General features: G+C 52.1%; 25 protein-coding genes. 21 read left to right on the plus strand and 4 right to left on the minus strand.

Annotated elements, in window-relative coordinates:
• Positions 1-3: 3 nt before the first annotated feature.
• The 8 genes from BN2762_RS00570 (at position 4) to yajC (ending at position 7807) form a co-directional block, all read left to right on the plus strand.
• Positions 4-705 carry a BofC C-terminal domain-containing protein gene (locus tag BN2762_RS00570; RefSeq protein ID WP_055105121.1) on the plus strand — a complete coding sequence of 234 codons (702 nt, stop codon included), beginning with the start codon at positions 4-6 and terminating at the stop codon, positions 703-705.
• A gap of 225 nt (positions 706-930) precedes the next feature.
• Positions 931-1434 (plus strand): crossover junction endodeoxyribonuclease RuvC, encoded by a 504-nt coding sequence (gene ruvC, locus BN2762_RS00575; protein WP_055105122.1) that lies wholly within the window; start codon positions 931-933, stop codon positions 1432-1434.
• The gene (ruvA, locus tag BN2762_RS00580; protein WP_055105123.1) at positions 1431-2048 is read left to right on the plus strand and encodes a Holliday junction branch migration protein RuvA; all 618 of its coding nucleotides are present in this window, start codon (positions 1431-1433) and stop codon (positions 2046-2048) included. Before ruvC ends, ruvA begins: the two co-directional genes overlap by 4 nt.
• Positions 2049-2082: 34 nt before the next feature.
• Positions 2083-3087, plus strand: a complete 1005-nt coding sequence (ruvB, locus tag BN2762_RS00585; protein WP_055105197.1) for a Holliday junction branch migration DNA helicase RuvB — start codon at positions 2083-2085, stop codon at positions 3085-3087.
• A 47-nt stretch (positions 3088-3134) separates the two neighbouring features.
• Positions 3135-5252, plus strand: a complete 2118-nt coding sequence (locus tag BN2762_RS00590) for a SpoIID/LytB domain-containing protein (RefSeq protein WP_316246747.1) — start codon at positions 3135-3137, stop codon at positions 5250-5252.
• Between the two features lie 7 nt (positions 5253-5259).
• A complete protein-coding gene (gene queA, locus BN2762_RS00595) occupies positions 5260-6288 on the plus strand; it encodes a tRNA preQ1(34) S-adenosylmethionine ribosyltransferase-isomerase QueA (protein ID WP_055105124.1) in 1029 nt (342 codons plus the stop codon).
• Positions 6289-6314: 26 nt separating this feature from the next.
• Complete coding sequence (gene tgt, locus BN2762_RS00600; protein ID WP_055105125.1) at positions 6315-7454, plus strand: tRNA guanosine(34) transglycosylase Tgt; 1140 nt, start codon at positions 6315-6317, stop codon at positions 7452-7454.
• A gap of 32 nt (positions 7455-7486) precedes the next feature.
• Complete coding sequence (gene yajC / locus BN2762_RS00605) at positions 7487-7807, plus strand: preprotein translocase subunit YajC (protein WP_055105126.1); 321 nt, start codon at positions 7487-7489, stop codon at positions 7805-7807.
• Positions 7808-7871: 64 nt separating this feature from the next.
• Here the strand turns inward: yajC and BN2762_RS00610 are convergent, their stop codons facing one another.
• Entirely contained in the window at positions 7872-8267 is a 396-nt protein-coding gene (locus tag BN2762_RS00610) for a TIGR04086 family membrane protein (RefSeq protein WP_055105127.1), read from the minus strand.
• Positions 8268-8492: 225 nt separating this feature from the next.
• Here BN2762_RS00610 and BN2762_RS00615 point away from each other — a divergent pair, with 225 nt between their 5' ends.
• Positions 8493-9260 carry a YetF domain-containing protein gene (locus tag BN2762_RS00615; protein ID WP_055105128.1) on the plus strand — a complete coding sequence of 256 codons (768 nt, stop codon included), beginning with the start codon at positions 8493-8495 and terminating at the stop codon, positions 9258-9260.
• Positions 9261-9266: 6 nt separating this feature from the next.
• Here BN2762_RS00615 and spoVB read toward each other — a convergent pair whose 3' ends face one another.
• The gene (spoVB, locus tag BN2762_RS00620) at positions 9267-10862 is read right to left on the minus strand and encodes a stage V sporulation protein B (protein WP_055105129.1); all 1596 of its coding nucleotides are present in this window, start codon (positions 10860-10862) and stop codon (positions 9267-9269) included.
• Between the two features lie 203 nt (positions 10863-11065).
• Between spoVB and BN2762_RS00625 the strand changes: the two genes are divergently transcribed.
• The 7 genes from BN2762_RS00625 to BN2762_RS00655 all read left to right on the plus strand — a co-directional run bounded on the left by BN2762_RS00625 (position 11066) and on the right by BN2762_RS00655 (position 20659).
• Positions 11066-11320 (plus strand): post-transcriptional regulator, encoded by a 255-nt coding sequence (locus BN2762_RS00625; RefSeq protein ID WP_055105130.1) that lies wholly within the window; start codon positions 11066-11068, stop codon positions 11318-11320.
• Between the two features lie 132 nt (positions 11321-11452).
• On the plus strand, positions 11453-12706 hold the full coding sequence (secD, locus tag BN2762_RS00630; protein ID WP_055105131.1) for a protein translocase subunit SecD: 1254 nt from the start codon (positions 11453-11455) through the stop codon (positions 12704-12706).
• On the plus strand, positions 12696-13598 hold the full coding sequence (gene secF / locus BN2762_RS00635) for a protein translocase subunit SecF (RefSeq protein WP_055105132.1): 903 nt from the start codon (positions 12696-12698) through the stop codon (positions 13596-13598). Before secD ends, secF begins: the two co-directional genes overlap by 11 nt.
• Positions 13599-13698: 100 nt before the next feature.
• Entirely contained in the window at positions 13699-14664 is a 966-nt protein-coding gene (locus tag BN2762_RS00640; protein WP_055105133.1) for a cation diffusion facilitator family transporter, read from the plus strand.
• A gap of 47 nt (positions 14665-14711) precedes the next feature.
• A complete protein-coding gene (gene recJ / locus BN2762_RS00645; protein WP_055105134.1) occupies positions 14712-17135 on the plus strand; it encodes a single-stranded-DNA-specific exonuclease RecJ in 2424 nt (807 codons plus the stop codon).
• A 64-nt stretch (positions 17136-17199) separates the two neighbouring features.
• Positions 17200-17712 carry an adenine phosphoribosyltransferase gene (locus tag BN2762_RS00650; RefSeq protein WP_055105135.1) on the plus strand — a complete coding sequence of 171 codons (513 nt, stop codon included), beginning with the start codon at positions 17200-17202 and terminating at the stop codon, positions 17710-17712.
• Between the two features lie 379 nt (positions 17713-18091).
• Positions 18092-20659 carry a glycosyl hydrolase gene (locus BN2762_RS00655; RefSeq protein ID WP_055105136.1) on the plus strand — a complete coding sequence of 856 codons (2568 nt, stop codon included), beginning with the start codon at positions 18092-18094 and terminating at the stop codon, positions 20657-20659.
• Positions 20660-20749: 90 nt separating this feature from the next.
• Here BN2762_RS00655 and uraA read toward each other — a convergent pair whose 3' ends face one another.
• Both uraA and BN2762_RS00665 read right to left on the minus strand, forming a co-directional pair.
• Complete coding sequence (gene uraA / locus BN2762_RS00660) at positions 20750-22039, minus strand: uracil permease (protein ID WP_055105137.1); 1290 nt, start codon at positions 22037-22039, stop codon at positions 20750-20752.
• A 207-nt stretch (positions 22040-22246) separates the two neighbouring features.
• Positions 22247-22594, minus strand: a complete 348-nt coding sequence (locus BN2762_RS00665; RefSeq protein ID WP_055105138.1) for a DUF4870 domain-containing protein — start codon at positions 22592-22594, stop codon at positions 22247-22249.
• Positions 22595-22859: 265 nt separating this feature from the next.
• Here BN2762_RS00665 and BN2762_RS00670 point away from each other — a divergent pair, with 265 nt between their 5' ends.
• The 5 genes from BN2762_RS00670 (at position 22860) to BN2762_RS00685 (ending at position 26929) form a co-directional block, all read left to right on the plus strand.
• A complete protein-coding gene (locus BN2762_RS00670; protein ID WP_055105139.1) occupies positions 22860-25034 on the plus strand; it encodes a RelA/SpoT family protein in 2175 nt (724 codons plus the stop codon).
• Between the two features lie 37 nt (positions 25035-25071).
• Positions 25072-25536: a D-aminoacyl-tRNA deacylase gene (gene dtd / locus BN2762_RS00675; protein WP_055105140.1), complete on the plus strand. Its 465-nt coding sequence runs from the start codon at positions 25072-25074 to the stop codon at positions 25534-25536.
• Positions 25537-25645: 109 nt separating this feature from the next.
• Positions 25646-25813: a hypothetical protein gene (locus tag BN2762_RS26680; protein ID WP_154674757.1), complete on the plus strand. Its 168-nt coding sequence runs from the start codon at positions 25646-25648 to the stop codon at positions 25811-25813.
• 95 nt (positions 25814-25908) lie between these two features.
• Positions 25909-26418 (plus strand): type 1 glutamine amidotransferase domain-containing protein, encoded by a 510-nt coding sequence (locus BN2762_RS00680; RefSeq protein ID WP_055105141.1) that lies wholly within the window; start codon positions 25909-25911, stop codon positions 26416-26418.
• A 49-nt stretch (positions 26419-26467) separates the two neighbouring features.
• Positions 26468-26929, plus strand: coding sequence for a hypothetical protein (locus BN2762_RS00685; protein ID WP_055105142.1), 462 nt, complete (start codon positions 26468-26470; stop codon positions 26927-26929).
• Positions 26930-26986: the final 57 nt, after the last annotated feature.

A 26986-nucleotide genomic window follows, 5' to 3' on the forward strand; every position in this document is an offset into this window, starting at 1 on the left:
CCTGTGAATTTCTTCCGTATCAAAAAGCAATTGAAGCGCCGCTGGAGAAGATGGAGACGCGCCATTTGGACGATCGGCGGCTGCGGGCTGATTGCCTTGATGGCTTGGCTTGGACTCCTGCTGTCTGACCAAATGGAACGATTAATGGCCAAGGAGCCTATCGCCCTTGAGACGCTGGGCATGATCCGGGAAGCTGCCGTAGGCACAGCCAAGGAGAACGGGACGGAGCCCGCATGGATCGGGCAATTGCAGCAGAGTGATCAGCGGCGAACCGTTCGCTTAATCAAGAAGTATGCTTGCGGAGAAGAGAGCTCTGTCCTCGGAACGATGCGTCCAGAGGAAGTAATGGGCTTATACCGGGATCACCCGGAGTGGCAGGGAAGCATGGATACCCAAGGGGATGTATGGTTTGAGCAGCGCATTGACGAGCTGTCGGAGATCTGTAGAAGGAACGGTTATTTCGGGATCGACCAGCAAGGCAACCTGAGCTTGTTTGACGGCCCGCCGGACAAAGAAAAGGTGCTTAAAACCTTTTTTCAATTAGATGTAGAAACGATGGAAAGCTCTCTCCCTCCCGACGTGCTGCTGCATCTGAATCAGGGCATCCGCATTCAGGATTTAGACGAGTATAATAGCGTTCTGTCGACATTTAGCGAATTTGCAGCCGTACCGGCCAGAAAGGCTATGCAACCAAAAGACGAATAAAGCGTATATACTGTCATACTCAAGAGAGGCGTTCATGGGGACGCCTCTTTTTTTGTTGCCGCAGACAAAGTTCTACAAAGATTTTCCTCAACAGGTTCGATTATTTTGTTATAATAAGTGAATACATATGTTCGGTTATCCGGGCATAGGCTTCGGTTCCGCAAAGGAGCTTTCCGAGAAGCAGAAACTATAGAAGCCGTAAACAAACATGGGGAGAGATTGAGCTTGCGAATTTTAGGGATTGACCCGGGCATCGCCATCGTCGGTTTCGGCTTTATTGATAAACAAGGCAGCAAATGCGTACCTGTGCAATATGGCTGCATTCAGACGGAGGCGCACACGCCGGAGGAAGAAAGGCTGCTGCATGTCTATGAAGGCATGGTTCAGCTTATCGATAAATACAAGCCCGATGCTGTAGCGTTGGAGAAGCTGTTCTTTAACCGGAACGTGACTACGGCCATGGCGGTCAGCCAGGCTAGGGGAGTGCTTGTACTGGCGGCGGCGCAGCGTAATCTGCCGATTTCGGAATACACGCCGATGCAAATCAAACAAGCGATGGTAGGGTACGGCAAAGCGGAGAAGAGACAGGTGCAGGAAATGACGAGAATGTTTTTGAAGCTGCAGGCGATCCCGAAGCCGGACGATGTAGCAGATGCGTTGGCGGTGGCGATTTGCCACGCCCATTCCTATACATTAAATTCGAAATTAAACGAGGTACTGAGGTCATGATCGATTTTGTAAGGGGCCAGGTGGCTCATTTGGAAAGCGACTATGTCGTGCTGGACGTTCAGGGAATAGGATACCGCATCTATTGCCCGAACCCGTATGTCTTTGCAGCCAGGAACGACCAGGCGACAACGGTGTACACTCATCATCACGTCCGTGAGGATGCCATATTGCTGTACGGCTTCCCGACTCGGGAGGAGCAGCGGCTGTTCCGCAAGCTGATCGAGGTGTCGGGCATCGGTCCTCGCGTAGCGCTGGGGATCTTGAGCGGAGGCCAGCCGGATCATGTCGTGGCAGCGATTCAGCAGGAGAATATCTCCTTTCTGACCAAGCTGCCGGGTATTGGCAAGAAGACGGCTCAGCGCATGATCCTTGATTTGAAGGACAAGCTGGACGGCCTGGGCGGCCCTTCCCTGTTCGACGAGCCGGTGAATATGAAGGAGACGGACGGCGGCATGAACCCGGGCTGGCCGGAGGCCAGAGAAGGGCTGAAGGCGCTCGGGTATACCGATGCCGAGCTCGACCGGGTATGGCAGCAGCTTAAGGATTCGGTCACGCCGGCTGAAGAGGTGGATTCGGTCATGAAAAAAGCGCTCAAGCTGCTGTATGCAGGCTGATCTTGGGTGAAGTGGAAGGAGCGAAGTAGCGATGATGGATGACCGGATCATATCCGCGAATTTGATGATGGAAGAGCAGGCGGTGGAGCTTAGTCTCCGTCCCCGTTATTTAGCGGAATACATCGGACAGAGCCGGATCAAGGAGAACTTGAAGATTTATATCGAGGCTGCCAAAATGCGCAACGAGGCGCTGGATCATGTGCTGCTGTACGGCCCGCCGGGGCTTGGCAAGACGACGCTGGCCAATATTATTGCCAATGAGCTCGGCGTCAACCTGCGGACGACGTCGGGACCGGCGATCGAGAGGCCTGGGGATCTGGCGGCGCTATTGACGAATTTGCAGGAAGGGGACGTCCTCTTCATTGATGAAATACATCGGCTGCATCGAACGGTGGAAGAGGTGCTGTATCCGGCGATGGAGGATTTCGCCTTGGATATTATGATCGGCAAAGGGCCGAGCGCAAGATCCGTACGGCTTGATCTGCCGCCCTTCACATTGATCGGAGCGACGACTAGAGCGGGCCTGTTGTCGGCGCCGCTCCGCGACCGTTTTGGCGTGGTGAGCCGCCTGGAATTCTATACCGTAGAGGAGCTCAGCTATATCGTCAGCCGCGGGGCTGATATATTCGGCATTGATATTATCGGGGACGCGGCCGAAGAGATCGCGCTTCGTTCCAGAGGAACCCCGCGGATTGCCAACCGGCTTCTTAAGCGGGTGCGGGATTTTGCCCAGGTTCGGGGCGACGGCCATATTACAACCGACATTGCCAAGGAAGCCCTGCAAATGCTTCAGGTTGACCCGATGGGGTTGGACCTGATTGACCATAAAATGCTCCGGGCGATGATCACGAACTTTCGGGGCGGCCCTGTCGGACTGGATACAATCGCGGCTACGATTGGAGAAGAAAGCCAGACGATCGAGGATGTATATGAGCCTTATCTGCTCCAGATCGGCTACCTGCAGCGCACACCGCGCGGCAGGATGGTGACTCCGGCAGCTTACCAGCATTTGGGCTTGCCGATGACTTCTGATTCATAAGAACTGAGAATTAATGGACATTACGTTAACGAGGAGGATAAGAGAGCGTGATTAGACATAGCGCGAGACGAGGACAAACAAGCAGGACCCGCAAATGGGCAGCGGCCTTACTGGCCGCAACTTTGCTGGGCGGCATCTTTCAAGTGCCAACCAGCGCCGATTCGATGCCGGACACGCGAGTACGTGTCGCCATGTTCCTGGATTCGGGGAGCACTTATAGAGCGGTTGTGCCGGCCGTGACCCTGACGGCGGAATCAGCGTGGCAGGCAGGGCCGCAAACTAACGGCAGCTTTGAGAGCTGGCTCGATTTCTCTCCGGGCCAGACGGTCCGTTTTAGCGTGGACGGAATTAAAGTCAAAGCGCTGGAGAGCGCAGACTGGCAAACGGTTTCCGCTGCCATCAAGAAGCTGGAGGGAGGAACGGACAAGCCGATCGCCGTAGCTGCCGAGCAAGCGGGAGGCACGGTATATCAAGTATATACCGGACCTTATGCCAGCGAGGAAGCCGCTTCTGCGGCGGCAACGCGCGTAGGCCAGGCGCTTGCCGGACAGCTTGGCGGCGCGAAGCCGTCCGTCCATGGCGGCTACTATTATTCCGCAGGCGTCTTCGGCAGCAAAGCGGAAGCGGAGGCTATCCGACAGTCGATCCATCTGCCGGGCATGGAAGTGAAGGTGGCGGTCGTTGGAGCGAATCAATATGCGGTGTGGGTAGGCGGAGCCGTCAGTGAATCCGCACTGGCCGCGCTGAAGGCCCAGATCGTCCAGCTGCAGCCTCAATTGAGCTTGACGGCTGTCGATGCCCAAGCTCCCGCGCTTATCGCTTATCGCGACGTTACGGGCGGGGAAACCGCTGCGCCGCAGGCAGTAGACCACTATGCGATCAGCGGCCTAAATACGAAGCTGATCGTACGGGACAGCGAGGACTCCGTCATTCAGGTAGCCGAGAGATCGGCCCGGAAATATCGCGGCGATTTCGAGATCAGCCGTGTAAATGGCCAGCTCGCTCTTGTGAATGACGTTCCGCTCGAGCAATATCTGTACTCGGTCGTCGCAGCGGAGGTGCCGAGCAGTTGGCCGCAGGAGTCCTTGAAGGCTCAGGCCGTCGCAGCCCGGAGCTATGCGCTCTATCATGCGGAAGGCAATAAGTTTAATGTCGCAGGCCTTGTCGATACTACCTTGAGCCAGGTCTACAATGGGGTGGATAACGAGGTCGACAGTATTAGACAAGCCGTAGACAGCACGGCCGGCGAGGTTATCAAATCGAATGGGCGGATTGTGGAAGCGATTTTCTCCTCGAATAGCGGAGGGATGACGGCGGACTCCACCGAAGTGTGGGGCAATCCGAATTCGACGTTCGGCAGTGTACCGAGCGATGGGGACAAGGCGGCGGAGGCCGGGCTGAAATCCTGGTACCATGTGCTGCTGCCAACGGGGAAGACCGGATACGTCAGGGAAGATCATGTGAAGCTTACCGGTGGAAAGACCGCTGCAGGCTTGGATAAAATGACGGTTACAGCTAATGGAACAAATGTGCGGCCAATACCGTTAATTCAAGCCGACGTGAGCCCAGTGGGGCAAATGAATCCCGGCGACCAGGCTGTTGTTCTGGAGGTGGTCGGGGAATCCAGCTCATATTCATGGATCCGCGGTCCTTTCAGCTCGGACGAGCTGTTAAAATCGCTGAAAGGCAGGATAGCTGGCGAAATCCCTTCACCGATCCTCAACCTGGAGATTGCGCAGCGCGGGCCGTCCGGGCGGGCTACGCAGATCAAAGTCAATGGGCAGATCCTTGATGTGCGTTACCCGGATTTATTCCGTTCCGCTTTTGGCGGCCTGCCCAGCACGAGGTTTGATATTGCAGCTACCGGCAGGTATACTGTACAGGGCGCAGGCGGGGCAACGTCTAACGGGACGGCAGCCCCCGGAACATCCATATTGTCTTCAGCAGGCGCAACGGCCTGGAACGGGGGCAGCATGATCGTGATGGGAGCGGATGGATCAGCCCGGGCGATTGATCAGACCAACCGTTTCCTGTTCGTGGGGCGCGGCAACGGCCATGGATTGGGATTATCCCAATGGGGGGCCAAAGGAATGGCCGATGCAGGGTATGATTATACAGCCATATTGCAACACTATTATCAGAACGTAACTATCGTTAAGGAATGACTTTATAATGAATGTTGATTTATACGATTTTGAGCTTCCAGAAGAACTGATTGCACAGACACCGCTTGCGGACCGCACGGCTTCCCGACTGCTGACTTTGAATAAAGCCACAGGAGAGGTTCAGCACCATTTGTTTCCGGCGATATTGGATTATTTGCGGCCTGGGGACACGCTCGTATTGAATGATACGCGCGTCATCCCGGCCAGGCTCTTTGGCGTCAAGCAGGATACGGGGGCCAAGGCCGAGGTTCTCTTGCTTAAGAATCTGGGCGGGGACCGGTGGGAAGCGCTGGTCAAGCCCGGCAAGAAGCTGAAGGCGGGAGCCGTGATCACCTTCGGCGATGAACTCCAGGCAATGATTGAGAGCGAAGGGGATATGGGGGAGCGGGTACTCACCTTCTCCTACAAGGGGATTTTTAACGAAATTCTCGACCGGCTTGGACAAATGCCGCTTCCTCCGTATATCAAGGAGAAGCTGGACGACCGCGAGCGTTATCAGACCGTATATTCGAAGCATGAAGGCTCTGCGGCTGCGCCGACAGCTGGACTGCATTTTACGAATGAGCTGCTGGAGCAGGTCCGGGCCAAAGGCGTAGACATTGCCTTTATTACGCTGCATGTGGGTCTTGGAACCTTTCGCCCGATGTCGGCAGAGCGGGTAGAGGATCACGTGATGCATGAGGAATATTACGTTGTATCGGAAGAGACGGCAGAGCTGCTCAATGCGACCAAGCAGCGCGGCGGCCGGATCATTGCCGTAGGCACGACCTCCGCTCGTACGCTGGAGACTGTGGCCGGCCAATGTGAGGGTGGTCCAGTGGCCCCTATGAGCGGCTGGACTGGCATTTTTATTTATCCGGGCTATGAATTTAAACTGGTGGATGCGCTGCTTACGAATTTTCACCTGCCCAAATCCACTTTGGTTATGCTGGTCAGCGCCTTGGCTGGACGAGAGCGGATATTGGCAGCCTACCGCCAGGCCGTTGAGCAGAAATACCGCTTTTTCAGCTTCGGGGATGCCATGTTTATTTATTAAGGTATAAAAAGAGGATGGATGATCAAATGGCAGCAGCTATAACCTATGAACATATTAAGACGTGCAAGCAGTCCGGCGCCAGGCTCGGGCGAGTGCATACGCCGCACGGCGTGATTGAGACGCCGATTTTTATGCCGGTCGGCACCTTGGCCACGGTCAAGACAATGAGCCCCGAAGAGCTGAAGGAAATGAATGCGCAAATTATTTTAAGCAATACGTATCATTTATTTCTCAGACCGGGACACGACATCATCCGCGAAGCAGGCGGATTGCATAAATTCATGAATTGGGACCGGCCGATCCTGACCGACAGCGGCGGATTCCAGGTATTCTCGTTAAGCGAAATGAGAAAAATTACGGAGGAGGGCGTGCATTTTCGCTCGCATTTGAACGGAGACAAGCTGTTCCTGTCCCCGGAGGTGGCTATGGAAATCCAGAATGCCTTGGGCTCGGATATTATGATGGCCTTTGACGAGTGTGCGCCTTACCCTGCGGAATATGATTACGTTAAAAAATCCCTCGAACGCACGACGCGCTGGGCTGAACGCTGTCTGAAAAGCCATGCCCGTCCGGAGGACCAGGGCTTGTTCGGAATCGTTCAGGGCGGCATGTTTGAGGATTTGCGCAAGCAGAGCGCGAAGGATTTGACTTCCCTGGATTTTCCGGGGTATGCTATTGGTGGACTGAGTGTGGGGGAGCCTAAGCATCTGATGTACGAGGTGCTGGACTATACCGTGCCTTTGCTGCCTGCGGACAAGCCCCGGTATTTGATGGGCGTCGGCTCGCCCGATGCGTTGATTGAAGGCTCCATCCGAGGAGTCGATATGTTCGATTGCGTGCTTCCTACAAGAATCGCCCGCAATGGCACAACGATGACGAGCCAGGGCAGGCTGGTAGTGCGCAACGCTCAATATGCCAGAGATTTCGGGCCGCTTGATCCGGAGTGTAATTGCTATACTTGCCGTAATTATTCCCGGGCCTACTTGCGGCACCTGATCAAAAGTGATGAGACATTCGGTCTTCGGCTGACTACATATCACAACCTGCATTTCTTAATTGAACTGATGCGGCAAGTTCGTCAGGCGATTATGGATGACAGGCTGCTCGACTTCCGGGATGAGTTCTTCGAGCGGTATGGTTTGTTTGGCAACGACAAAGGATTCTAAGACGAGCAATAAATATCGAAAGGGGGATATATATGTTCCAATTTGCAGCAGCGGCTGCTCCAAATGCAGCTAATCCGATCATTACTTTGGTTGTTCCGTTCGCGATCATGTTTATCGTGTTCTATTTTCTGTTGATTCGCCCGCAGAAGAAGAAGCAGCAATCACGCAATGAAATGCTGAAGGCGCTCAAGAAAGGGGACAAAATCGTTACGATCGGCGGTCTGCACGGTACGATTGTATCGCTGACGGATGACACTGTCGTCCTTCTCGTAAATGATGCAACCAAGCTGACTTTCGAGCGCAATGCGATTAGCCATAGCGTAAATACGGATAAGGCTTCCGACTCCAAATAGTGGGGCGAGAGCAGTATCTCCATGCAAGAAGAGCCTGTGCAGGCTCTTTTTTCTTTGCCAATTTCTATTTTTTCTTGTGCAGATTAACTCCGAACATGCCGCCTACCGCACCGATCAGCAGGGCTGGAAGCAGTAAAATGAAATCGCCGAGTCCAGGAGAATTGTCCAGAGCGAGAAAGCTGATGCATAGAATTAGAATGCCGTACAGCAGACCGGTTAGTGAGCCTTGATACCAGCCCTTTTGTCCAGCGCGCTTTCCCGAGGTGAGCCCGCCGAATAACAGGGCTGCCGCATGCACGATGTAAATGGGCCATGTGAGATTATGTTCTTCCAGCGAGCCTGACTGGAGCAGCAGGGACAGGATAAGAGCACCGACCATCATCCATAGGAAGGCATACCATAAGCCGGATAAGGTGGGATGAGCGAGCCGAATTGACGCCAAACGTCGGAAGAAATCCATAAATCGTTCCTCCTGTTCATTTATTATCACCATTGTATGGTCAAGCCTGTAGAATTAGTACAGGTTCCTAAGATATGGCTTAATGGTTGCAGCATGCAGGGGATAAATGTAAGACTAACCGCTTTTTAAATCAATTGATATTCGTATGGTTATCTCTCCATAGGGTCAGAATATCTGTACGATTGTTTGGTTCGTACTAAAATGAATGCCACGGAGGGAAACGATATGACCGCTCATTTCATCTCGCTTGTACTTCGGACGGTGCTGATGTATTTTACGGCATTTGTCGTCATGCGTATTATGGGGAAAAGGGAGATTGGGGAGCTATCGATTTTCGATTTGGTCATTTCAATCATGATTGCCGAAATCGCTGTATTCGCGATCGAGGATATGAAGCGGCCCCTATACGATGGTTTCGTGCCCATGCTTACCTTGCTGCTGATTCAAATCGCAATTGCCCTGCTGTCCTTACGCAGCCGGAGAATAAGGTTCCTCTTTGACGGCAAGCCCAGCATCATCATCCAGGACGGTCAGATCAACCGGAGAGAAATGAAAAGGCAGCGATACAATCTTGACGATCTGCTCATGCAATTGCGGGCGAATAACATCGATAATGTGGCCGATGTCGAGTTTGCCGTTCTGGAAACCACCGGGCAATTAAGCGTGAAGACCAGAAGCCAGGGCAGCCGGGGCAGCGACAGCGGAAACAACAGCAATCAAGGCGGCGATCCAAAGAGACAGGATTACGGCGAATCGAGCGCATCGGATGGATCAAATACTTCGGTCGTTCCTAAAATCAGATATGAGGAAATTCCGGTATCTCTCATCATGGACGGCAAGGTTCAGGACCGCAACCTGGAGCAGATCGGCAAAACGAGATTTTGGCTGAAGAATCAGATTGAAGCCAGGGGTGTCAAAGACTTCAAGGAAATTTTCTTCTGCTCCATCGATCATCAAGGCAAGCTATATATTAATTTAATGCAGGACGAATAAATCATATTAGCGGAACCATCGCCGAATCAGCGGCAGTCTGCGCAGATCATGCAGATCAATCAGCCCCATAGCCCCGGATAGTACGATATACAGGATTCCTGAAATTGCCGCAGCCGCAATCAGTTGAAGCTCGGGAAGCGGGCTGATTGACAGCTCATGGTAGATGTAGGCGGCAGCAGCCGCCATGATGATCATTCCGCAGACGACCTTCAGAATATCCAGGAAAGGAATACGGTAGCGGAGCGCCCGTGCTACGCTGTAGCCATGCAGCAGGGTTACGACGGCAAAATTGGCAATGATGGCGATGATCGCTCCGTAAATGCCCAGGCTGGGATTAGAAGCCAGGTAGAAGATCAGCGATATTTTGATGATCGCTCCGATCAAGGTATTAAGCAGCGCCCGTCCCGGCTTATCAAGGGCTTGAAGGGCAGCCTGCAGAGGCGACTGTGCGTAGAGCAGCAGCGCGAATGGGGCCATGATTTTGAGCATGCCGGCGATATCTTGATTGTTATAGATAAGCAGGCATAACGGTTCGGCCAGAACGTACATAATTGCTGCAAAGGGCGCGCCCGTAACAAGAGCCAGCCGCAGCGACTGATGCAGGCGCAGATGAATCGTGCGCATATCCCCCCGGGCCTGGGCCTCGGCTAGCGAAGGAACGAGGGACACAGCTAGGGAGGAAGTTAGTGCGCCGGGCAGCAGGAGCAGGGGGATTACCATCCCCTGCAGAGCTCCGTATTGGGCTGTGGCAATGGCGGTGGCAATGCCTGCTATAGCAAGGCTCTGCGCGGTCGTGATCGATTCCAGCAAATAGGACAGCGAGCCTACAAGCCGTCCTCCCGTAACCGGGACCGCAATCCGTAATATTCGCTTCAAGGTAGGGGCGAACCATTTCCGCCCGCTTTGGCCAATGTCTGCTGGATAGCCAGAGACAGCGCCCGGCCCAAGATCTTCCTCCTTAGCCTCTTTGCGCCGGGAGCGCCAGTAATGCCACAGAATTACCGCCATGCCGACCACTTCTCCAGCCGCGACGCCAAGCATCGCTCCGGCCGCTCCATAAGCTATGCCCATCGGGAGCATTAAATAAGAGAACCACAGGACGCACACGATTCGTCCCAGCGTTTCGAGGATCGATGAGCTGGCGGAAGGGATCATATTCTGTTTGCCTTGAAAATATCCGCGGAAGACGGAGGAAATCGCTACGATCACGATCATCGGACTCATGGCGAGAAAGGTATGGTATACCCGGGAATCCGGCAGGACATAGCGGCTGATCCACGGAGCACCGAGCAGGCTAGCCACGGTGAAGATGAGTCCCGCACCAGCCGTAAATATCAGGCTCGTCCGAAGGATCGCCGCCGATCGGCCGGGCTGGCCTGAGGATTCCGCTTCTGCGATGAGCTTGGCGACGGCAAGAGGTATGCCGCCAGTAATGATCGTCACCAAGACAAGGAAGAACGGATACCCCAGCTGATAGAGGCCCACGCCTTCGGCGCCGATGATTCGAGGGAGCAGGATGCGGGGAATGAAGCCGAGAATGCGATTGATAATGCCGGCGGCAAGCAGGATCATCGTTCCTTGGATAAAGGTCTGTTTATTCAAAATGATTCCCTCTTTCCCGGAATGAGCATTTTACAAGGATGACTTGTCTGATATATTTATGAATATGCTGTACCTGTCCGGATTCATGCCTGCTCTTTTTAAGAGACCGATGAAACATCCAGAACTAGGAAGCAGGAATCACAGGATAAGGGTAGAATTATTTCATAGAGACAGCTAACCTCGCAGGAAAGGGGCATCACGAAATGGATCAACAGGAATTCGCCGAGAAGCAGCTGAACGAAACGATCGAATCTTTATGCCGCAGCAAAGTGGAGGAATTTCGGCTCATCGGCTACGAACATGTGACCGTGTCGGACATTTGGGAATGTGTCAGCCATAAATACGAGAAGGAGGGCTACCCCGAGCTTCATCAACTAGTCAACGATATCCTCTCGCTGAAATCTACCCAGTTCATGAATTATATGACGTTGTCCGCATTTCGTGGATCCCGTTTCTAGGAAACCGGGATTCTTTTTTTGTCTCGGATGGGGGCTTTAAAAAGAAACCGACAATATTTGATAAATTGACGCTCTTTTCCTGCATAGCTATAATAGGAATATTGAGAATTCGAAAGGGGAACGAAGTACGGGATGAAAAGACTCATCGCATTCATAACCGTCGTGGTCGTCTCAACAGCAATTATGGCTTGGACAAGCCCTGGTTTGCTTCGAGACGTGCATCTAGGCCTCGATTTAAAGGGTGGATTTGAAATTTTGTACGAAGCCGAGCCTTTTGAAGCCGGGGCTAAGGTGACGAAGGAGTCGCTGATCAAAACGGCCCAAAGCTTAGAGAAGCGTGCTAATCAGCTTGGTACAAGCGAGCCCGAAGTTACAACGGAAGGAGCGAACCGGATTCGCCTGAAGCTTGCCGGCGTGACTGACGAGAATGAAGTCCGGAAGCTGATGAAGAAGCCATCGACGCTCACGTTCCGAAGCAAGGACGGAACGGAGAAGAGTCCGGAGGAGTATAACAAAATCGAATTGGTCGGCACTGACTTCGTTGAAGGCGGGGCATCCGTTCAGTTCAATCAGCTGAATCAGCCGGAAATTGCAATCAAGCTGAAGGACAAGGACAAATTCGCGAAAATTACCGAGCGCCTGCTGGGCAAGGAGCTGGCGATTTTCCTTGACGATGAATTGCTGTCCGCTCCAGTGGTGCAGGCTGTATTAAGGGACGGAAATGCTTCCATTAGCGGAAGCTATACGCGAGATGAAGCGAATGATTTGCGGGATGAAATTAACCGCGGGGCACTGCCGCTCAAATTAACGGAGAAATACTCACAGAGCGTCGGGGCGACGCTAGGGAAGCAGTCCCTCTATCAGACGATTCAAGCGGGCTTGATTGCCTCCTTTTTTATCCTTGTATTTATGATATGGCTGTACCGTGTGCCAGGCTTGCTGGCCAGCTTTGGCCTGATCGTGCATACCTGGCTGCTCATTCTGGTCTTTAACTTTGCAGAATTTACGCTAACCTTGCCGGGGATTGCGGCCATCGTGCTTGGGGTCGGCATGGCTGTCGATGCCAACATCATTACCAATGAGCGGATCAAGGAAGAAATGCGCCACGGAAAGAGTATATTGTCTGCCGTCAAGGCGGGAAGCAAGCATTCCTTCCGTACAATTATGGATTCGAATATCACGACGATTATCGTTGCGATCGTGATGTATATTTTCGGAACCGGGGCGGTAAGAGGCTTTGCCCTCGTCCTGATCGTCGAGATCGTGCTAAGTATCATCACCAATATTTATTTCATTCGTTTCTTGCTTAACCTGCTGCTCAAAGCGGGCAAGCTGCGGAAGCCGAAATATTTCGGTGTAAAGGAGAGTGAAATTGGTGAGCTCTAAGAATAAATTATTGAATTTGGATTTTGTGCGTATCAGCAAGCGCTGCTATACCTTCTCCATTATACTCACGATTATTGGCCTGATTTCACTGGCCGTGTTCGGTCTCAACTACAGCGTTGACTTCAGAGCCGGCTCCAACGTGGATATTTCCTTTACCAAGGACGTAACGGTTGAACAAGTCGAGCCGATCCTGGAGGGGATCGGGATTTCCGAAGGAACGCAAATTACCCCGGGTGTCGAGCGAATGTCGATTCGCTTTAACGAGGTATTGACCGAGGATGAGGATCATCAGCTGAAGAATGAGATTCTCAAGCTTGATAGCGGAGCCTCGATGGAGGTTAACACGGTAGACCCGGAAATGGCTAAGGAGCTGGCCGCGAATGCGATTTATGCCGTACTGCTCTCGAGCCTGGGGATCATCGTATATGTCGGCATCCGGTTCGAATGGCGCTTTGCGGTCGCTGCAATTATAGCTTTGCTGCATGATGCCTTCATGGTGGTAACCATCTTCTCCATCTTCCGTCTGAAAGTAGATTTGACCTTTATCATAGCGGTTCTAACCATCATTGGTTACTCGATTAATGATACGATCGTTATTTTTGACCGAATCCGGGAAAACCTGCGGTTTGCCAAACAGAAGACACGTCAGGATCTGGTGGATATCGTCAACAAGAGCGTGTCTCAAACTATCATGCGGTCTCTGTATACCGCTTTAACTGTATTTATTGCCGCTCTGTTCCTGCTTCTGCTGGGAGGAGCATCGATCAGGATGTTCTCGCTGGCCATGGTTATCGGGCTGCTGTTCGGGGCATACTCCTCGATCTTCATTGCCAGCCCGCTGTGGTTTGTGCTTAAGAGCAAGCAAAAAACCAAACCGGCCAAAGCGTCCTAAACGACGGTTTGCCATTTGCTTGGCATGAGCGAAGCCGCGTCTCGATGAAGGACGCGGCTTCGCCGTCTTCATGGTAATAACGTGTTTCAGGAGGGTTATTATGATTCGCGAACAAGCTGTACCATCTGACTCCGCCGCCTGGCTTGGCATTGCGAGCAATGTCATTCTAGCCGTGTTCAAAGGGGTGGTAGGTTTGCTCTTTGACAGCCGTGTATTGCTTGCGGACGCATTATATTCAGCGTCGGATGCCGCAGCCGGTATCGCGGGGAAATTTGAGCTGCTGCCGGACAAGCTTAGACGGCAGTGGCTGGCGCGGCCTGGAGCAATCAGAGGCAGTACGGCAGAACCGCTAATGGCGAGTTTTTTCGCAGTTTTTCTGTTCATGGGCGCTTTGCATATGGGAATATCTTCGATTTCCTCAATCTTAACCGGGGATGTCGCCGCTCCAGGTTACATGGCCGGGGTAGCTATCGTCATTTCGATCGCCTTAAGGGAAATGGTATTTCGGCTTCAGCATCGCCAGAGCCGCAAACGGCCGGAGGCTTCCTCGCAAGCCTACATCCATATGCACAAGAATTCCTTGTATTGCTCCATTGTCGTTCTGCTTGGCGTCTTCGGGGCGATGTGCGGAGAGGCGTGGGATTTGCCGGTGCTGCTGTACATGGACCCGGCTGCGGCTTTGATTGTAGCCTGCATCGTGGTCTGGAAGGGGTTCCGGCTGATTTTCGGAGCCGTGTATGGTGGCAAGCGGGAGTCCAGGGCGCGAGGCGAAGATAAAATGCCGTTCATTGAAACGGTGCAGAGAGTTCATGGGGTCATTACCGTGGATGAGCTGAAATTAAAGGATGACGGCTATTATATATCCATCGCAGCGATCATTAGCGTAAATCCGCGGATATCCGTTTTGGAGGCAAATCATATTGCCAATCGCGCCAAGATATTGCTGCTTAGTCGCTTTTCCCAGGTTAGCGATGTAAGCATCCAGGTTATGCCTTATGATCCGGGCTATCCTTACAAGAGCAACTACGAAGGATCGAATAATGACCTGCCTACGCTGCTTCAATAATGAGGAGCGCGTGAAGGCGGAGGTGGAAGAAGGAAGGTGCTGTCAGGTTGCTTCATCCGAGGTACCGTTGGGTTGGTCTACATAGCGACACTGCTGCTGCTTCGGTATTGGCCAGGGAGCTTGGAATCCCCGAGATGTTGGCTTCCCTGCTCGTAAGCCGCGGAATGGATAATGTTACGGAAGCGCGGCATTTTTTGCAGGGGACGATGAAGGATCTTCACGATCCTTATTTGCTTAGCGGCATGCCGGAGGCCGTCGCAAGAATCAGGCAGGCGGTCGAACAGGACGAACGAATATTGATTTATGGTGATTATGATGCGGACGGGGTATCATCTACGGCCCTCATGGTTTGCCTGATGCGCCGCTTGAATGCGAAATTCGAGTACTATATCCCCCATCGCTCCAAGGAAGGGTACGGGCTTCATATAGCGGCTTTGGAGCAGTTCATTGAGCGTGGCTTCACGTTGACAGTTACGGTGGATACGGGAATCAGCGCCGTGGAGCAGATCGCTTATGCAAATGCGGCGGGCATGGACGTCATTGTTACCGATCATCATGAGCCCCCCGAAATTCTGCCGGAGGCTTATGCGCTCGTCAATCCGAAATTGCCTTATTGCAAATATCCGTTCAAGGGTCTTGCCGGCGTCGGGGTAGCCTATAAGCTGGTAGCGGCTTTGCTAGGGGAGGAGACTCCTGCCGAATGGACGGAGCTGGTCACGCTAGGAACGATAGCGGATTTGATGCCGCTTACAGATGAGAACCGCATACTTGTCAAGAGCGGGCTTCAGGCCATGGCTTATTCCAGCTTTCCAGGGATAACCGCTCTAATGGGAGCGGCCGGTTATGCCAAAGGAGAAGCGAAGGAAACCGTCTCCTCTACGAACGTAGCCTTTGGGCTTGCGCCTCGCATCAATGCAAGCGGCCGAATGAGCCATGCTGACCAAGCCGTTGCTTTGCTGACTACGCAAAATATAGAAGAGGCTGAGAAGATTGCGGAGGATTTGGACATCCTGAATAAGGAACGCCAGCTGCTGGTAGACAGCATCGTTCAAGAGGCGGTTGCACAGCTGGCTGCCAAAGAGGCCGCAGGCTCTGTTCCGCATGTGATCGTGCTGGCCGGAGAGGGCTGGAATCCCGGAGTCATCGGGATCGTCGCTTCCAAAATACTTGACCGATACTATCGTCCGACCATTGTTCTTGGCATAGACCCTGAAACGGGGACATGCAAGGGCTCCGCGCGCTCTATTCCGGGATTTGATATATATGAGGCTCTGACTCACTGCAAAGATTTGCTGGAGCATTACGGCGGTCACCCCTCTGCGGCAGGGATGACTCTGCAGCGCAGCCGCCTTGGAGATCTGGAAGATCAGCTTAACAAGTTTGCGGCCGAAATACTCCGCGAAGAACATTTCATTCCCGTAATGCACGCCGATCTGGAATGCAGCCTTGCGGATATTTCTCTCCCGGTTATTGAGCAGTTGGAGGGTCTAGCCCCGTTCGGCATGGGTAATGCTTGCCCCCGGCTTCTTATTCGCGGCGCCAAGCTCTTGGAATGCCGCCCACTGGGCAAGGAAGGCAAGCATATGAAGCTGGTATTAAGCCAAAATGGAACCACGATAGAGGCCGTCGCTTTCGGGAAGGGCGAGCTGATCTCCCAGCTGGCGGAGGAGGCCAGAGTCGATATTGTTGCCGAAGCCAGCATTAATGAGTGGAACGGCTCACGCAAGCCGCAATTAATGATTCAGGATCTTGCAGTGCCTCATATCCAGGTGTTCGATCATCGGGGGTCAAGGCATCCTATCATGAAGATGAACGAAATTCGCGAGCGGCTGATCGAGCAGCAATCGATGGAGCAGCAAAGGATCGCCGTCGTCGCCATGAATGATTCGAATTTGGTGAAAAATTATGAATTGAATGATACCCCTTGTTGGATATATGATAAGGACGTCGGCATCGTTCCAGGCAATACGGCCGCTGAATTGAACGGCCCAAGCAGGACTCATATCAAAATATTATTTGTTCTGGAGCTGCCAGGCTCATTTGAAATTTGGCATAAAATGATGGGCTCCTTCTCCTCGCTTGAGCGAGTGTATCTTTTCCATTCGGCAAGGGATCAACGGGAGGCCATTCTGCCGCCTTCCCGGGAGCAATTCAAACAGATCTATGCCCTGCTCAGGCATCAGGTCACGGCTGCTGTCCCAGAGGAAGAGCTCGTTGAGAGTTTGATGCAGCGCACCCGCTTATCGCGGCGGATGCTGGTGATGACGCTGGAGATTTTCGAAGAGCTGGGCTTTATTTATCGCGATAAAGGGACGGTAACGATGAATCAGTCTCCCGCCAAGCGGCCGCTGGACTCGTCGAGACGTTACATGGAGCTTGGAAGGCTGGCCGAAATGGAACAGATTCTGCACCATGCCGGAATACCGCAAATTACGCAGTGGCTTATCACGAAACAGCATAACGTATCTTAGCATTTTTATGATTCATTCATAGATAATGCCGTTGTTATTCGCTAACTACTAGGAGGAGATTGCAGTGGATTTCAAAGAGTACATTCGCGTCATACCCGATTTTCCCCAACCGGGAATCAGCTTCAAGGATATCACCACCTTGCTTAACAATGGAGAGAAATATCGCGAAGCAATCAATGAGCTTAAGAGAATGGTGGCCGATCTGAATATTGATCTGATCGCCGGCCCGGAAGCTCGAGGCTTCGTGGTAGGCGCTCCTTTGGCTTACGCGTTGGGCGTGGGCTTCATCCCGATCCGCAAGAGCGGAAAGCTGCCGTACAAAACGATTGAGGTCGGCTACGACCTGGAATACGGCTCGGACCGTCTTGCTATGCATAGCGATGCAATCAAGCCGGGACAGAATGTCCTAATAGCCGATGATTTGCTCGCTACAGGCGGTACGATCTCTACATCGGTCAAGCTTGTGAGGGAGCTGGGCGGCAATGTGGTGGGAACCGCGTTCCTGATTGAGCTTACCGACTTGAATGGCCGGGAGAAGCTGCCAGGCATCGATGTGTACTCACTGTTAAAGTATTAAAGGGAAGCTATATATAAGTCGCACAGCAAACCAATCATAAAATGAACAAGGCATCCTTCGCGGGATGTCTTGTTTGTGTTTGAGGAATAGAAAAGCTGCGGACACGAATCCCCTAAACTCGCAAGAAAAAGCGTCTTTAAAGAGTGCCTATATACGTAAAAAGATAGATATTACTGGTGTAAACATATGGATCTTTTACGAAAATAATGCAGGTGTTTCGTACTGGATTCCCCTCTAAATTTTAGTGTTTTCGCCTTATTTAGTTAAAAAATAACAATATCTTCTTGACCTTGCCGCTTCCAGAGACTAACAATAGGGGTGTATCGATTAAGCGATGCATGCAGGCGACTTACAACTATTATAACTGAGGAGGATTCCATTGAAGAAGCTAATTTCGTGTGTGCTTGTATTGGCCGTTGGAATATCGCTATGGGCGACAAATTTGAATGCGTTTTCAGGGGAGATTACGATTGGTAAAGGCTCTTATTCGCACGTACTGCCTCCGGGAGCGACAGATGCGCCATCCAGCATATATAAGACTTCTAACATCACTGGGAAGATGCCTACGAATGATTGGTGGAGCAGCTTGGCCTGGAGCGTTTATTCCGATGCCCAGTATCCTCATCCCTTGGCGATGAAGCATCAGGAGGACGGTATCCGCATTTACTATCCGGGAGCTAGAGTCCATGCTTTGTCGGGGTTCGTCGCAGGCTGGATGAATGATATTCATGATTTCACGGTGAGCCATTCCGCTGTCTCGGCCTTTCCCGATGCCAGGGTAGACGGGTTCAGCGATTGGTTTGTAAAGGCCTTGTATCAGCAGGGAAGCAGCTCGATGAATGTGTCCTACGGGCACGGCTCGCCGTATGTTTATTTTACCTTTGCAGGAGGGGATCCGCAGCTGAAATTTTATACGCCGCCAACCGTATGGTCGGGGAATGGCGACAGCTCTGTTCTCGGAATTACGATCGAAGGGGCACATTACGGTTTATTCGGGGCAGCGGGCAGCACGTGGAGCGGACTCGGCAGCAGTACATTGACCAACCACCTGAATGGCAAAAATTATTTCTCGATTGCCGTTCTTCCGGATAACTCCGCAGATACTTTAAATAAATTCAAGCAGTATGCTTATTCTCATATTACCGATACCAAGGTGGAATATGTCTATAATGAAGCTACCAGCGACGTAGTCACGACCTTCACAGCCAGCACGACAGCGAAGGAAGGTCATTCAACGGGAACCATCTTTGCCTTGTATCCGCACCAGTGGAAGAACTCTACGGCCGCTACGCTAGCCTACACGTATCCATCCGTCAGAGGGCAAATGAAGACGGTTGAAGGAACGAGCTTTCAGACGAAGATGAAGTTTAACGGCGTTCTGCCTTCGCTTCCGGATCTGGGATCTTATGACAAGAATCTCCTGAACCAGTATGTGAATGAGGCTGCTGCCGAGCAGTATGCCGGAGCTACAGATACGTACTGGATCGGCAAGCGCCTGGGCAAGCTGGCGATGCTCGCACCGATTGCCGACCAGGTCGGCAACACGGCTGCCGCAAATCAATTTCGCTCGGAAATTAAGAGCCGCCTGGAAGACTGGCTTCAAGCAAGCGATGCTTCCGGCAATCTGAAAGCCTCCAATGTATTCTATTATAACAATAATTGGGGAACCGTTATCGGCTATCCGGACAGCTATGGGACCGCCAATGAGCTGAATGACCATCATTTCCATTATGGATATTTTATCAAGGCGGCAGCCGAAATCGCCAGAACGGATAAGGAGTGGGCTAGCGACTCCAATTGGGGCGGAATGATCAAGCTTCTCATTCGCGACATTGCTAATGTTGACCGTGCGGATTCCATGTTCCCGTATTTGCGCAATTTTGACCCATATGCCGGACATTCATGGGCTTCCGGTCATGCCAATTTCGGGGACGGCAATAACAACGAGTCATCGTCCGAGGCCATGAATGCTTGGGCAGGGCTTATCCTGTGGGGCGAGGCTACAGGCAACAAGACGATCCGCGATGCGGGGATTTATCAATACGTAACGGAAATGAATGCCATCAATGAATACTGGTTCGACGTGCATGATACGAATTTTCCATCCGGCTTTACCAAAGAGACGGCGAGCATGATTTGGGGTGGCAAGACAGTAGGGGATGCTACTTGGTGGACGAACAATCCGACCGAGGTTCATGGCATCAACTGGCTTCCAATTACCTCCGCTTCGCTCTATCTAACGCAGTATCCATCATATACGGCGAGAAACTACGATGCCCTGCTGGCGGAGAGCGGCGGCAATTTCAGTCCTTGGGAAGACCTCGTATATATGTACCGGGCCATTTCCGATCCTGCCGATGCCAAGGCGAAATTTAACGCGCGGGCGGCTCAGTTGATTCCCGAGGCGGGCAACTCCAAGGCAAATGCATATCACTGGATTCATAATTTGGATGCATTGGGCCATGCCGATCCGGCAGTTACTGCGGACTATCCGATTTATGCCGTATTCAATAAGAACGGAGTCAAGACGTATGTTGTCTACAATATGACAAGCAGCGTAAGGACGGTTCATTTCTCGGACGGGCATCAGGTAACGGTGCAGCCGAACAGCTTCAATGTCGGCGGCAATAACGGTGGTAACCATGGAGGCGGTAATGGAGGCGGCAATAGCGGGGATATCGTTACGGATGATTACACGGTGAAAGTAAACCGAGTCTCGGGGTCGGAGGTGAAAATTATCTTTACTCCGAAGACGCCTGCACTCTACGTAGATATTCATTATACGGTGTCCGGCGGCCAGCAGCTGAATTACCGGATGACTAACAATAACGGCAGCTGGGAGCAGGTTATCGGAGGACTGCAGGCCGGGGACGTGATCGATTACTGGTTTACGTACGAGAAGTCTGGACCGCAATATGATTCGCCCCACTATGCGTTCACGAACTAAGCTATCGCAAGTGATTCACTTATAAAAGAAAAGGTCGGGCAGGGGCATTCCCCGGCTCGACCTTTCTATAATTCACGATGTAGGCTTAGATCACTTGGCCGCTTCTTCCTTATCATTGGAGAGGCCAAGCACCTCAATCAGCTTGAAGAACAGGCTCAGCACAATGCCGACGATGGTAGCCAGAGCCATCCCTTTTAGCTCGACGTCGCCCATTTTCAACGTTGCTCCGCTTAAGCCGATTACGAGAACGAGGGTGGCTAGAAGCATGTTCGTCGGGCGGGAGAAATCAACCTTCTGCTCTACGAAAATACGCAGGCCGGAGGCCGCGATTACTCCGAACAAGAGAAGCGATACGCCGCCCATGACCGGTGTAGGAATAAAGGCGATGATGGCGGAGAATTTACCGGAGAACGAGAGCAGGATGGCAAAGATCGCCGCTCCGCCGATGACGAAGACCGAGTAAACTCTCGTCAAGGCCATAACCCCGATATTCTCCCCGTACGTAGTGTTCGGCGTTGAACCTACGAAGCCTGAGATGACGGTCGAGATCCCGTTGCCGAGCAGGGAGCGATGCAGGCCCGGATCTTTGGACAAGTCTTTGCCGACGATATTGCTCGTCACTAGCAAGTGCCCAATATGCTCAACGATAACGACCAGCGCCACCGGAATGATCGTGATGATGGCGGAAAGATTCCACTGCGGCGTTGTAACCGTTGGCATGGAGAACCAGGGTGCAATTCCGATGGCCTCCTTGTCAACCTGGCCCAGGAAGTAGGCTAGTCCGTATCCGACGACGATCCCGATCAGGATATGGATGATTTTCGGGAAGCCGCGGAACAGAACTGCACCGAGGACGGTGACCCCTAGCGTAACGAGGGAAAGCATAATTTCCGTCGGATTTGGCGTCCAGGCCTTGGTCGGATCCGGATTGATCAGCCCTGCCATGCCGGCGGCCACCGGAATGAGCTCAAGACCAATCAGTGCAACGATCGCCCCCATGGCCGCCGGAGGGAACACGATATCGATCCAATTTGTGCCGGCATATTGAATGATAAGCGCGATCACGATGAAAATTAAGCCTGTCACGATAAATGCGCCCAGAGCATAAGAATAGCCCATATCCGGATGAGCATTCAGAACTACAACGACCGGGGAGATGAAGGCAAAGCTCGATCCGAGGTATGCAGGAATTTTTGCTTTACAAATCAAAATGTACAGCAGCGTACCGATCCCGTTCATGAGCAGGATCATTGCCGGATCTACACCGAAAATGTTCGGTACTAGCACCGTGCTGCCGAACATGGCAAAAAGGTGCTGCATACTCAGCAGAACACCGGGCCCAAAGGGAACTTTCTCATTAACTTGAATTTCGCGTTGCAAGCAGGGTCACTCCTCTAAACGTTCATATTTAGTTATCCTTACTAGGATAATGACTATGCTTGCAATTTTCAACAAAAAATATTATACAGATCTAAAATTTTTGTAAAAAAGACCCGAAAGTTCGCCTAGATTGCGAGCTTCGGGTCTTTTCCAAAACCATAATCGCGTAACGTTATCAATTACACCATATCATCCAATTACAGCCTGTTAAAAATTCTTGGCTTGCTGCTCGGCGAAGTCGCCGATATAAGGCAGCTTAAACCATTTTCCCTGCAGCGCCATGAGCATTAGTACGATCCACAGCACAAAAGTCAGCAGGCCAACGATCAGGGAGACGAGCGGGCCGATGAACGGGATCCAGGAGAACAAGATGTTGGCGACGGTCAGCAAGCCGAATACGACGATCGATTGCATGGCGTGAAATTTGACGAAACGGCTTTTCTTCTCAAGTACGAGAAAGATGATTCCCGTAACGAAGGTCAGCGCATAGCATAATAAACCAGCAACCTTCGGATCAAGATTTGTTGACGATGCATCTAAGCCGGGGTCATTCATAAGTATTATTACCTCCTTGGTAGTATATGTATAGGACTAAAAGAAGATATTCGATAGGCAGGAAACTAATTCCTGTTTATTTTACAAACTTTTTAATTTCAAGATTTTAAATATAGAAGGTTATGCTTGCCGAACCAAGCCTTGATAGTTGACGTAAGAGGATGCAGGAGTCATAATTATAGGAAATCAAAATTGGGCGAAAAGTGCCCTTTTATGCGTTGTAATACAGTCTTATTTCATATAGAAAGGAAACGAATCGGATTCAATGGGCATAGAGCGATTACTCGAAAAGGCGTCTCCCTACATTAAAGAACCGGATCTCAAGCGCATTCGGGAAGCATATGACTTCGCGGAACAGGCCCATCATGGACAGCTGAGGAAATCCGGCGAACCTTATATTCTGCATCCGCTAGCGGTTGCGGAAATTGTCGTGGGCATGCAAATGGATGCTCTTTCTATTATTGCTGCCCTGCTTCATGATGTCGTTGAAGACACGACCGTTTCCTTGCAGGAAATTCATGATCACTTCGGCAGCGATTGTGCCATGCTGGTGGATGGACTAACGAAGCTGGAGCGGATCAAGTTTCAATCCAAGGAAGAGCAGCAGAATGAAAATTACCGCAAAATGTTTATTGCCATGGCACAGGACATCCGGGTCATCGTCATCAAGCTAGCGGATCGGCTCCATAATATGCGGACCTTGAAGTTCCAGTCCGAGGAGAGCCAACGCCGCATTGCTTACGAGACACTGGAGATTTTCTGTCCCATCGCCCATCGGCTGGGGATCTCGGCAATCAAGTGGGAAATGGAGGACATTTCCCTGCGTTATTTGAATCCTCAGCAGTATTACCGGATCGCCAATCTAATGCACAAGAAGCGGGCTGAGCGCGAGGAGTTCATTCAGAATGTCATCGCCCGCATTCAGGAGAAGCTGGATGAAATGGGCGTCGAGGCGGAGCTGTCCGGCCGGCCGAAGCATATATACAGCGTGTATAAGAAGATGACGACGAAGAACAAGCAGTTCAATGAAATTTATGATCTGCTGGCTATTCGGATCATCGTGAACAACATTAAGGACTGCTATGCGACTTTGGGCATCATCCATACTCTATGGAAGCCGATGCCGGGGCGCTTCAAGGATTATATCGCCATGCCGAAGGCGAATATGTACCAGTCCCTGCATACGACCGTAGTGGGTCCGACCGGGGAGCCTACGGAGGTGCAGATCCGCACCAAAGAAATGCACCGGACCGCGGAATACGGGATCGCCGCCCACTGGGCTTATAAAGAGGGAACGGACGCGGGCACACCGGAGAACAAAATGACCTTCTTCCGCGAAATACTGGAGCTGCAGCATGAGGCCAAGGATGCTTCGGAATTCGTGGAGTCGCTCAAGATGGATTTCTTCTCCGACCTTGTGTTCGTCTTCACCCCATCGGGCGAGGTCATCGAGCTGCCGTCCGGCTCCGTGCCCCTAGATTTTGCTTACCGTATCCATACGGAGGTAGGCAATCGCACGATTGGCGCCAAGGTCAATGGACGCATCGTTCCGCTGGATCACAAGCTTAAGACAGGAGATATCATTGAGATTCTGACCTCGAAGCATTCCTATGGCCCGAGCCAGGACTGGCTGAAGATTGCCCAATCCTCCCACGCCCGCAGTAAAATCAAGCAGTGGTTCAAAAAGGAGAAGCGGGAAGAGAACGTAGAGAAGGGCCGCGATGCGATCGAGCGAGAGCTGAAACGCGCTGGCTTAGAACCGGCACAGTGGATGACGGAGGATAAGCTGCTGGAAGCGGCGAAGAAGTATGCCTTTAACGATGTGGAGGATATGCTGTCCGCTATCGGATTCGGAGGCATTACCGCATCCCAGGTCGTCACGAAGCTGACCGAGAAGCTCCGCAAGGAGCAGGAAGAAGCGGAGCAGATCGAGCTGACCTCCGAGGTCAAGGAAGTCAAGGCTCATGAGGAACGAAGACCCCGTCCGACCAACGGTGTCGTTGTCAAAGGCATCGACAATTTGCTCGTACGCTTTGCAAGATGCTGCAACCCGGTTCCGGGGGATGATATTATCGGCTATATTACCCGCGGACGCGGCGTCTCGGTGCATCGCAGCGATTGCCCGAATATACCAACGGCCAGCGACGGGGAAGAGGCGGCGCGCGTGATTGAAGTGGAATGGGAGCATGCGGTGGAAGCGAACTACAGCGTCGATATAGAAATTACCGGCCATGATCGCCGCAACTTCTTGAATGAGGTGCTGCAAGCCGTCTCAGAGAGCAAGACCAATATATCGGCGGTCTCCGGAAGGTCGGACAAGAACAAGATGGCGCTCATTCATATGACGATCCTGATTCGGAATACCGACCATCTTCATGCTGTGGTGGAGAAGATCAAACGGGTTCAGGATGTGTACACCGTGCACCGCATCATGCAGTAAGCTTGGTGCAGGCTTGATATAAAGGAGATATAGACCGATGAGAGTTGTAGTGCAGCGCTGTAAGGAAGCGAAGGTTACGGTAGATGGGGCTGTGATCGGCTCGATTGAACAAGGCCTTACGCTGCTGGTCGGCATTACACACGAGGATACGGAGAAAGAAGCGGCATATTTAGCGGATAAAATCGCCGGGCTGCGGATTTTCGAAGATGAGGAAGGTAAGATGAACCGCAGCGTAACCGATATAGGCGGGGCCATCCTGTCCGTGTCCCAGTTTACGCTCTATGGAGATTGCCGCAAAGGCAAGCGCCCGAGCTTCATTGCCGCGGCCAGGCCTGAACAGGCGGAGCCGCTATATGAACGCTTCAATGCCCTGCTTCGCGACAAAGGCCTTGTAGTCGAAACAGGCAAATTCGGTGCGGACATGGATGTCCAGCTGACAAACTGGGGCCCCGTGACGCTAATAGTCGAAAGCCATCAGCCGGCAAAGGCGGAAACGCCGTAGCGCGAGAGCGCAGAATACGATTTCTCTATTCAGGGCAATCTGGAGAAGAGAGGTCGTATTTTTTTGTTGTCTAATAATAAATAAAGGACCTCTTAAAAGGAGTCCAATTATGCGACAGTCACTTAAAGCAACGCAGTGGCGCCAATATCCGCTGCTTCCTGCGGGCGACCGAATCGAAGCCAGTATGCTGGCTCGGGCAGCCAGAACCGAGGAGCTTGAATGGCTTCATTTGGAGTTCAAGCCAGGTAAGGAGCTGCTGCCCCGTTCGGGCGGCTGAGCCGCCGCTCAGCTTGTTTGCTTAGTTATAACAATTCCAACTTCGGGTAATAACATCCCGAGAGAGCATAAACCCAATGGGAGGAGATAACAGACATGAGCAAAGTTGCGTTTCTGCTGGCCAACGGCTTTGAAGATTCGGAAATGCAGGTTCCATACGATGAAGTGAAGAAGGCAGGCCATGAAGCCGACATTATCGGCCTCAAGGCGGGAGAGACGCTGAAGGGAAAGCAGGGCAAGGCCGAGTATAAGGCAGAGAAAGCCATTAGCGATGTTAGAGCGGCGGATTATGATGCCGTGATCATCCCTGGCGGCTCGTCTCCGGAGAATCTGCGCCTGCATGAGGGGATTCTGCAATTTGTAAAGGAGGCCAACGAGGCTAAAAAACCGATTGCTGCGATTTGCCACGGCCCGCAAATCCTGATTAGTGCAGATCTGCTGAAGGGGCGCACGATAACGTGCTATCCGCCGCTTAAGGATGATATGATCAACGCGGGAGCCGACTATAAGGATCAGGAGGTAGTCGTCGACGGCAACTTCATTACTTCGCGTACGCCTGAGGACGAACCGGCCTTTGTACGCGAAATTCTGCAGGTGCTGCGGTAGGCGGGCAAGCTGGACCTTGTCCGATCAATGCTCAAAAGGAGAGATCGATATGGCCAAGCATATTCAAGCGTATTTCAAAAGCGAAGATCAGGCGGAAGGAGCCAGGATGAGCCTGCTGCCGTTCGAGACGGAGCAGGTTGAAGTCGGGCGCCTTGATCAGTCAATTGGAAGGGATCTGAGTCTTCAGATTCCGTTTGTCCCGGTCAATAACATCGCTACGGGAGGCACATATGGCGCAGTTGGCTATCCGGGAACCTCTGGAGGACAAGGAGCCGTGCCGGTCGTAACGCCAAGCAGCTCCCTTGCCGATGGAGGGCGGGACGATGAGGAAGGCTCAGAGGAAACAAAGCGGCAGGAAGCCGACTTCGCGGGCGGATTGAATGATTTAGGCGATGAAGATTACGATAGCCTGAAATATGTGCTGAGCTTGAAGGTCCGGGAACAGGATTACGAAGCCGTCGTTCATAAATTGCGCTCTCAAGGCGCTTTCGTAGCGAAGCTGGATGAATAATGAAGTGTAATAAATAAATCGCTTTCGTTTATGTAATATAACTGTAATATTACTTTC

The organism is Paenibacillus ihumii (assembly GCF_001403875.1).
Classification (GTDB): Bacteria; Bacillota; Bacilli; order Paenibacillales; family Paenibacillaceae; genus Fontibacillus; species Fontibacillus ihumii.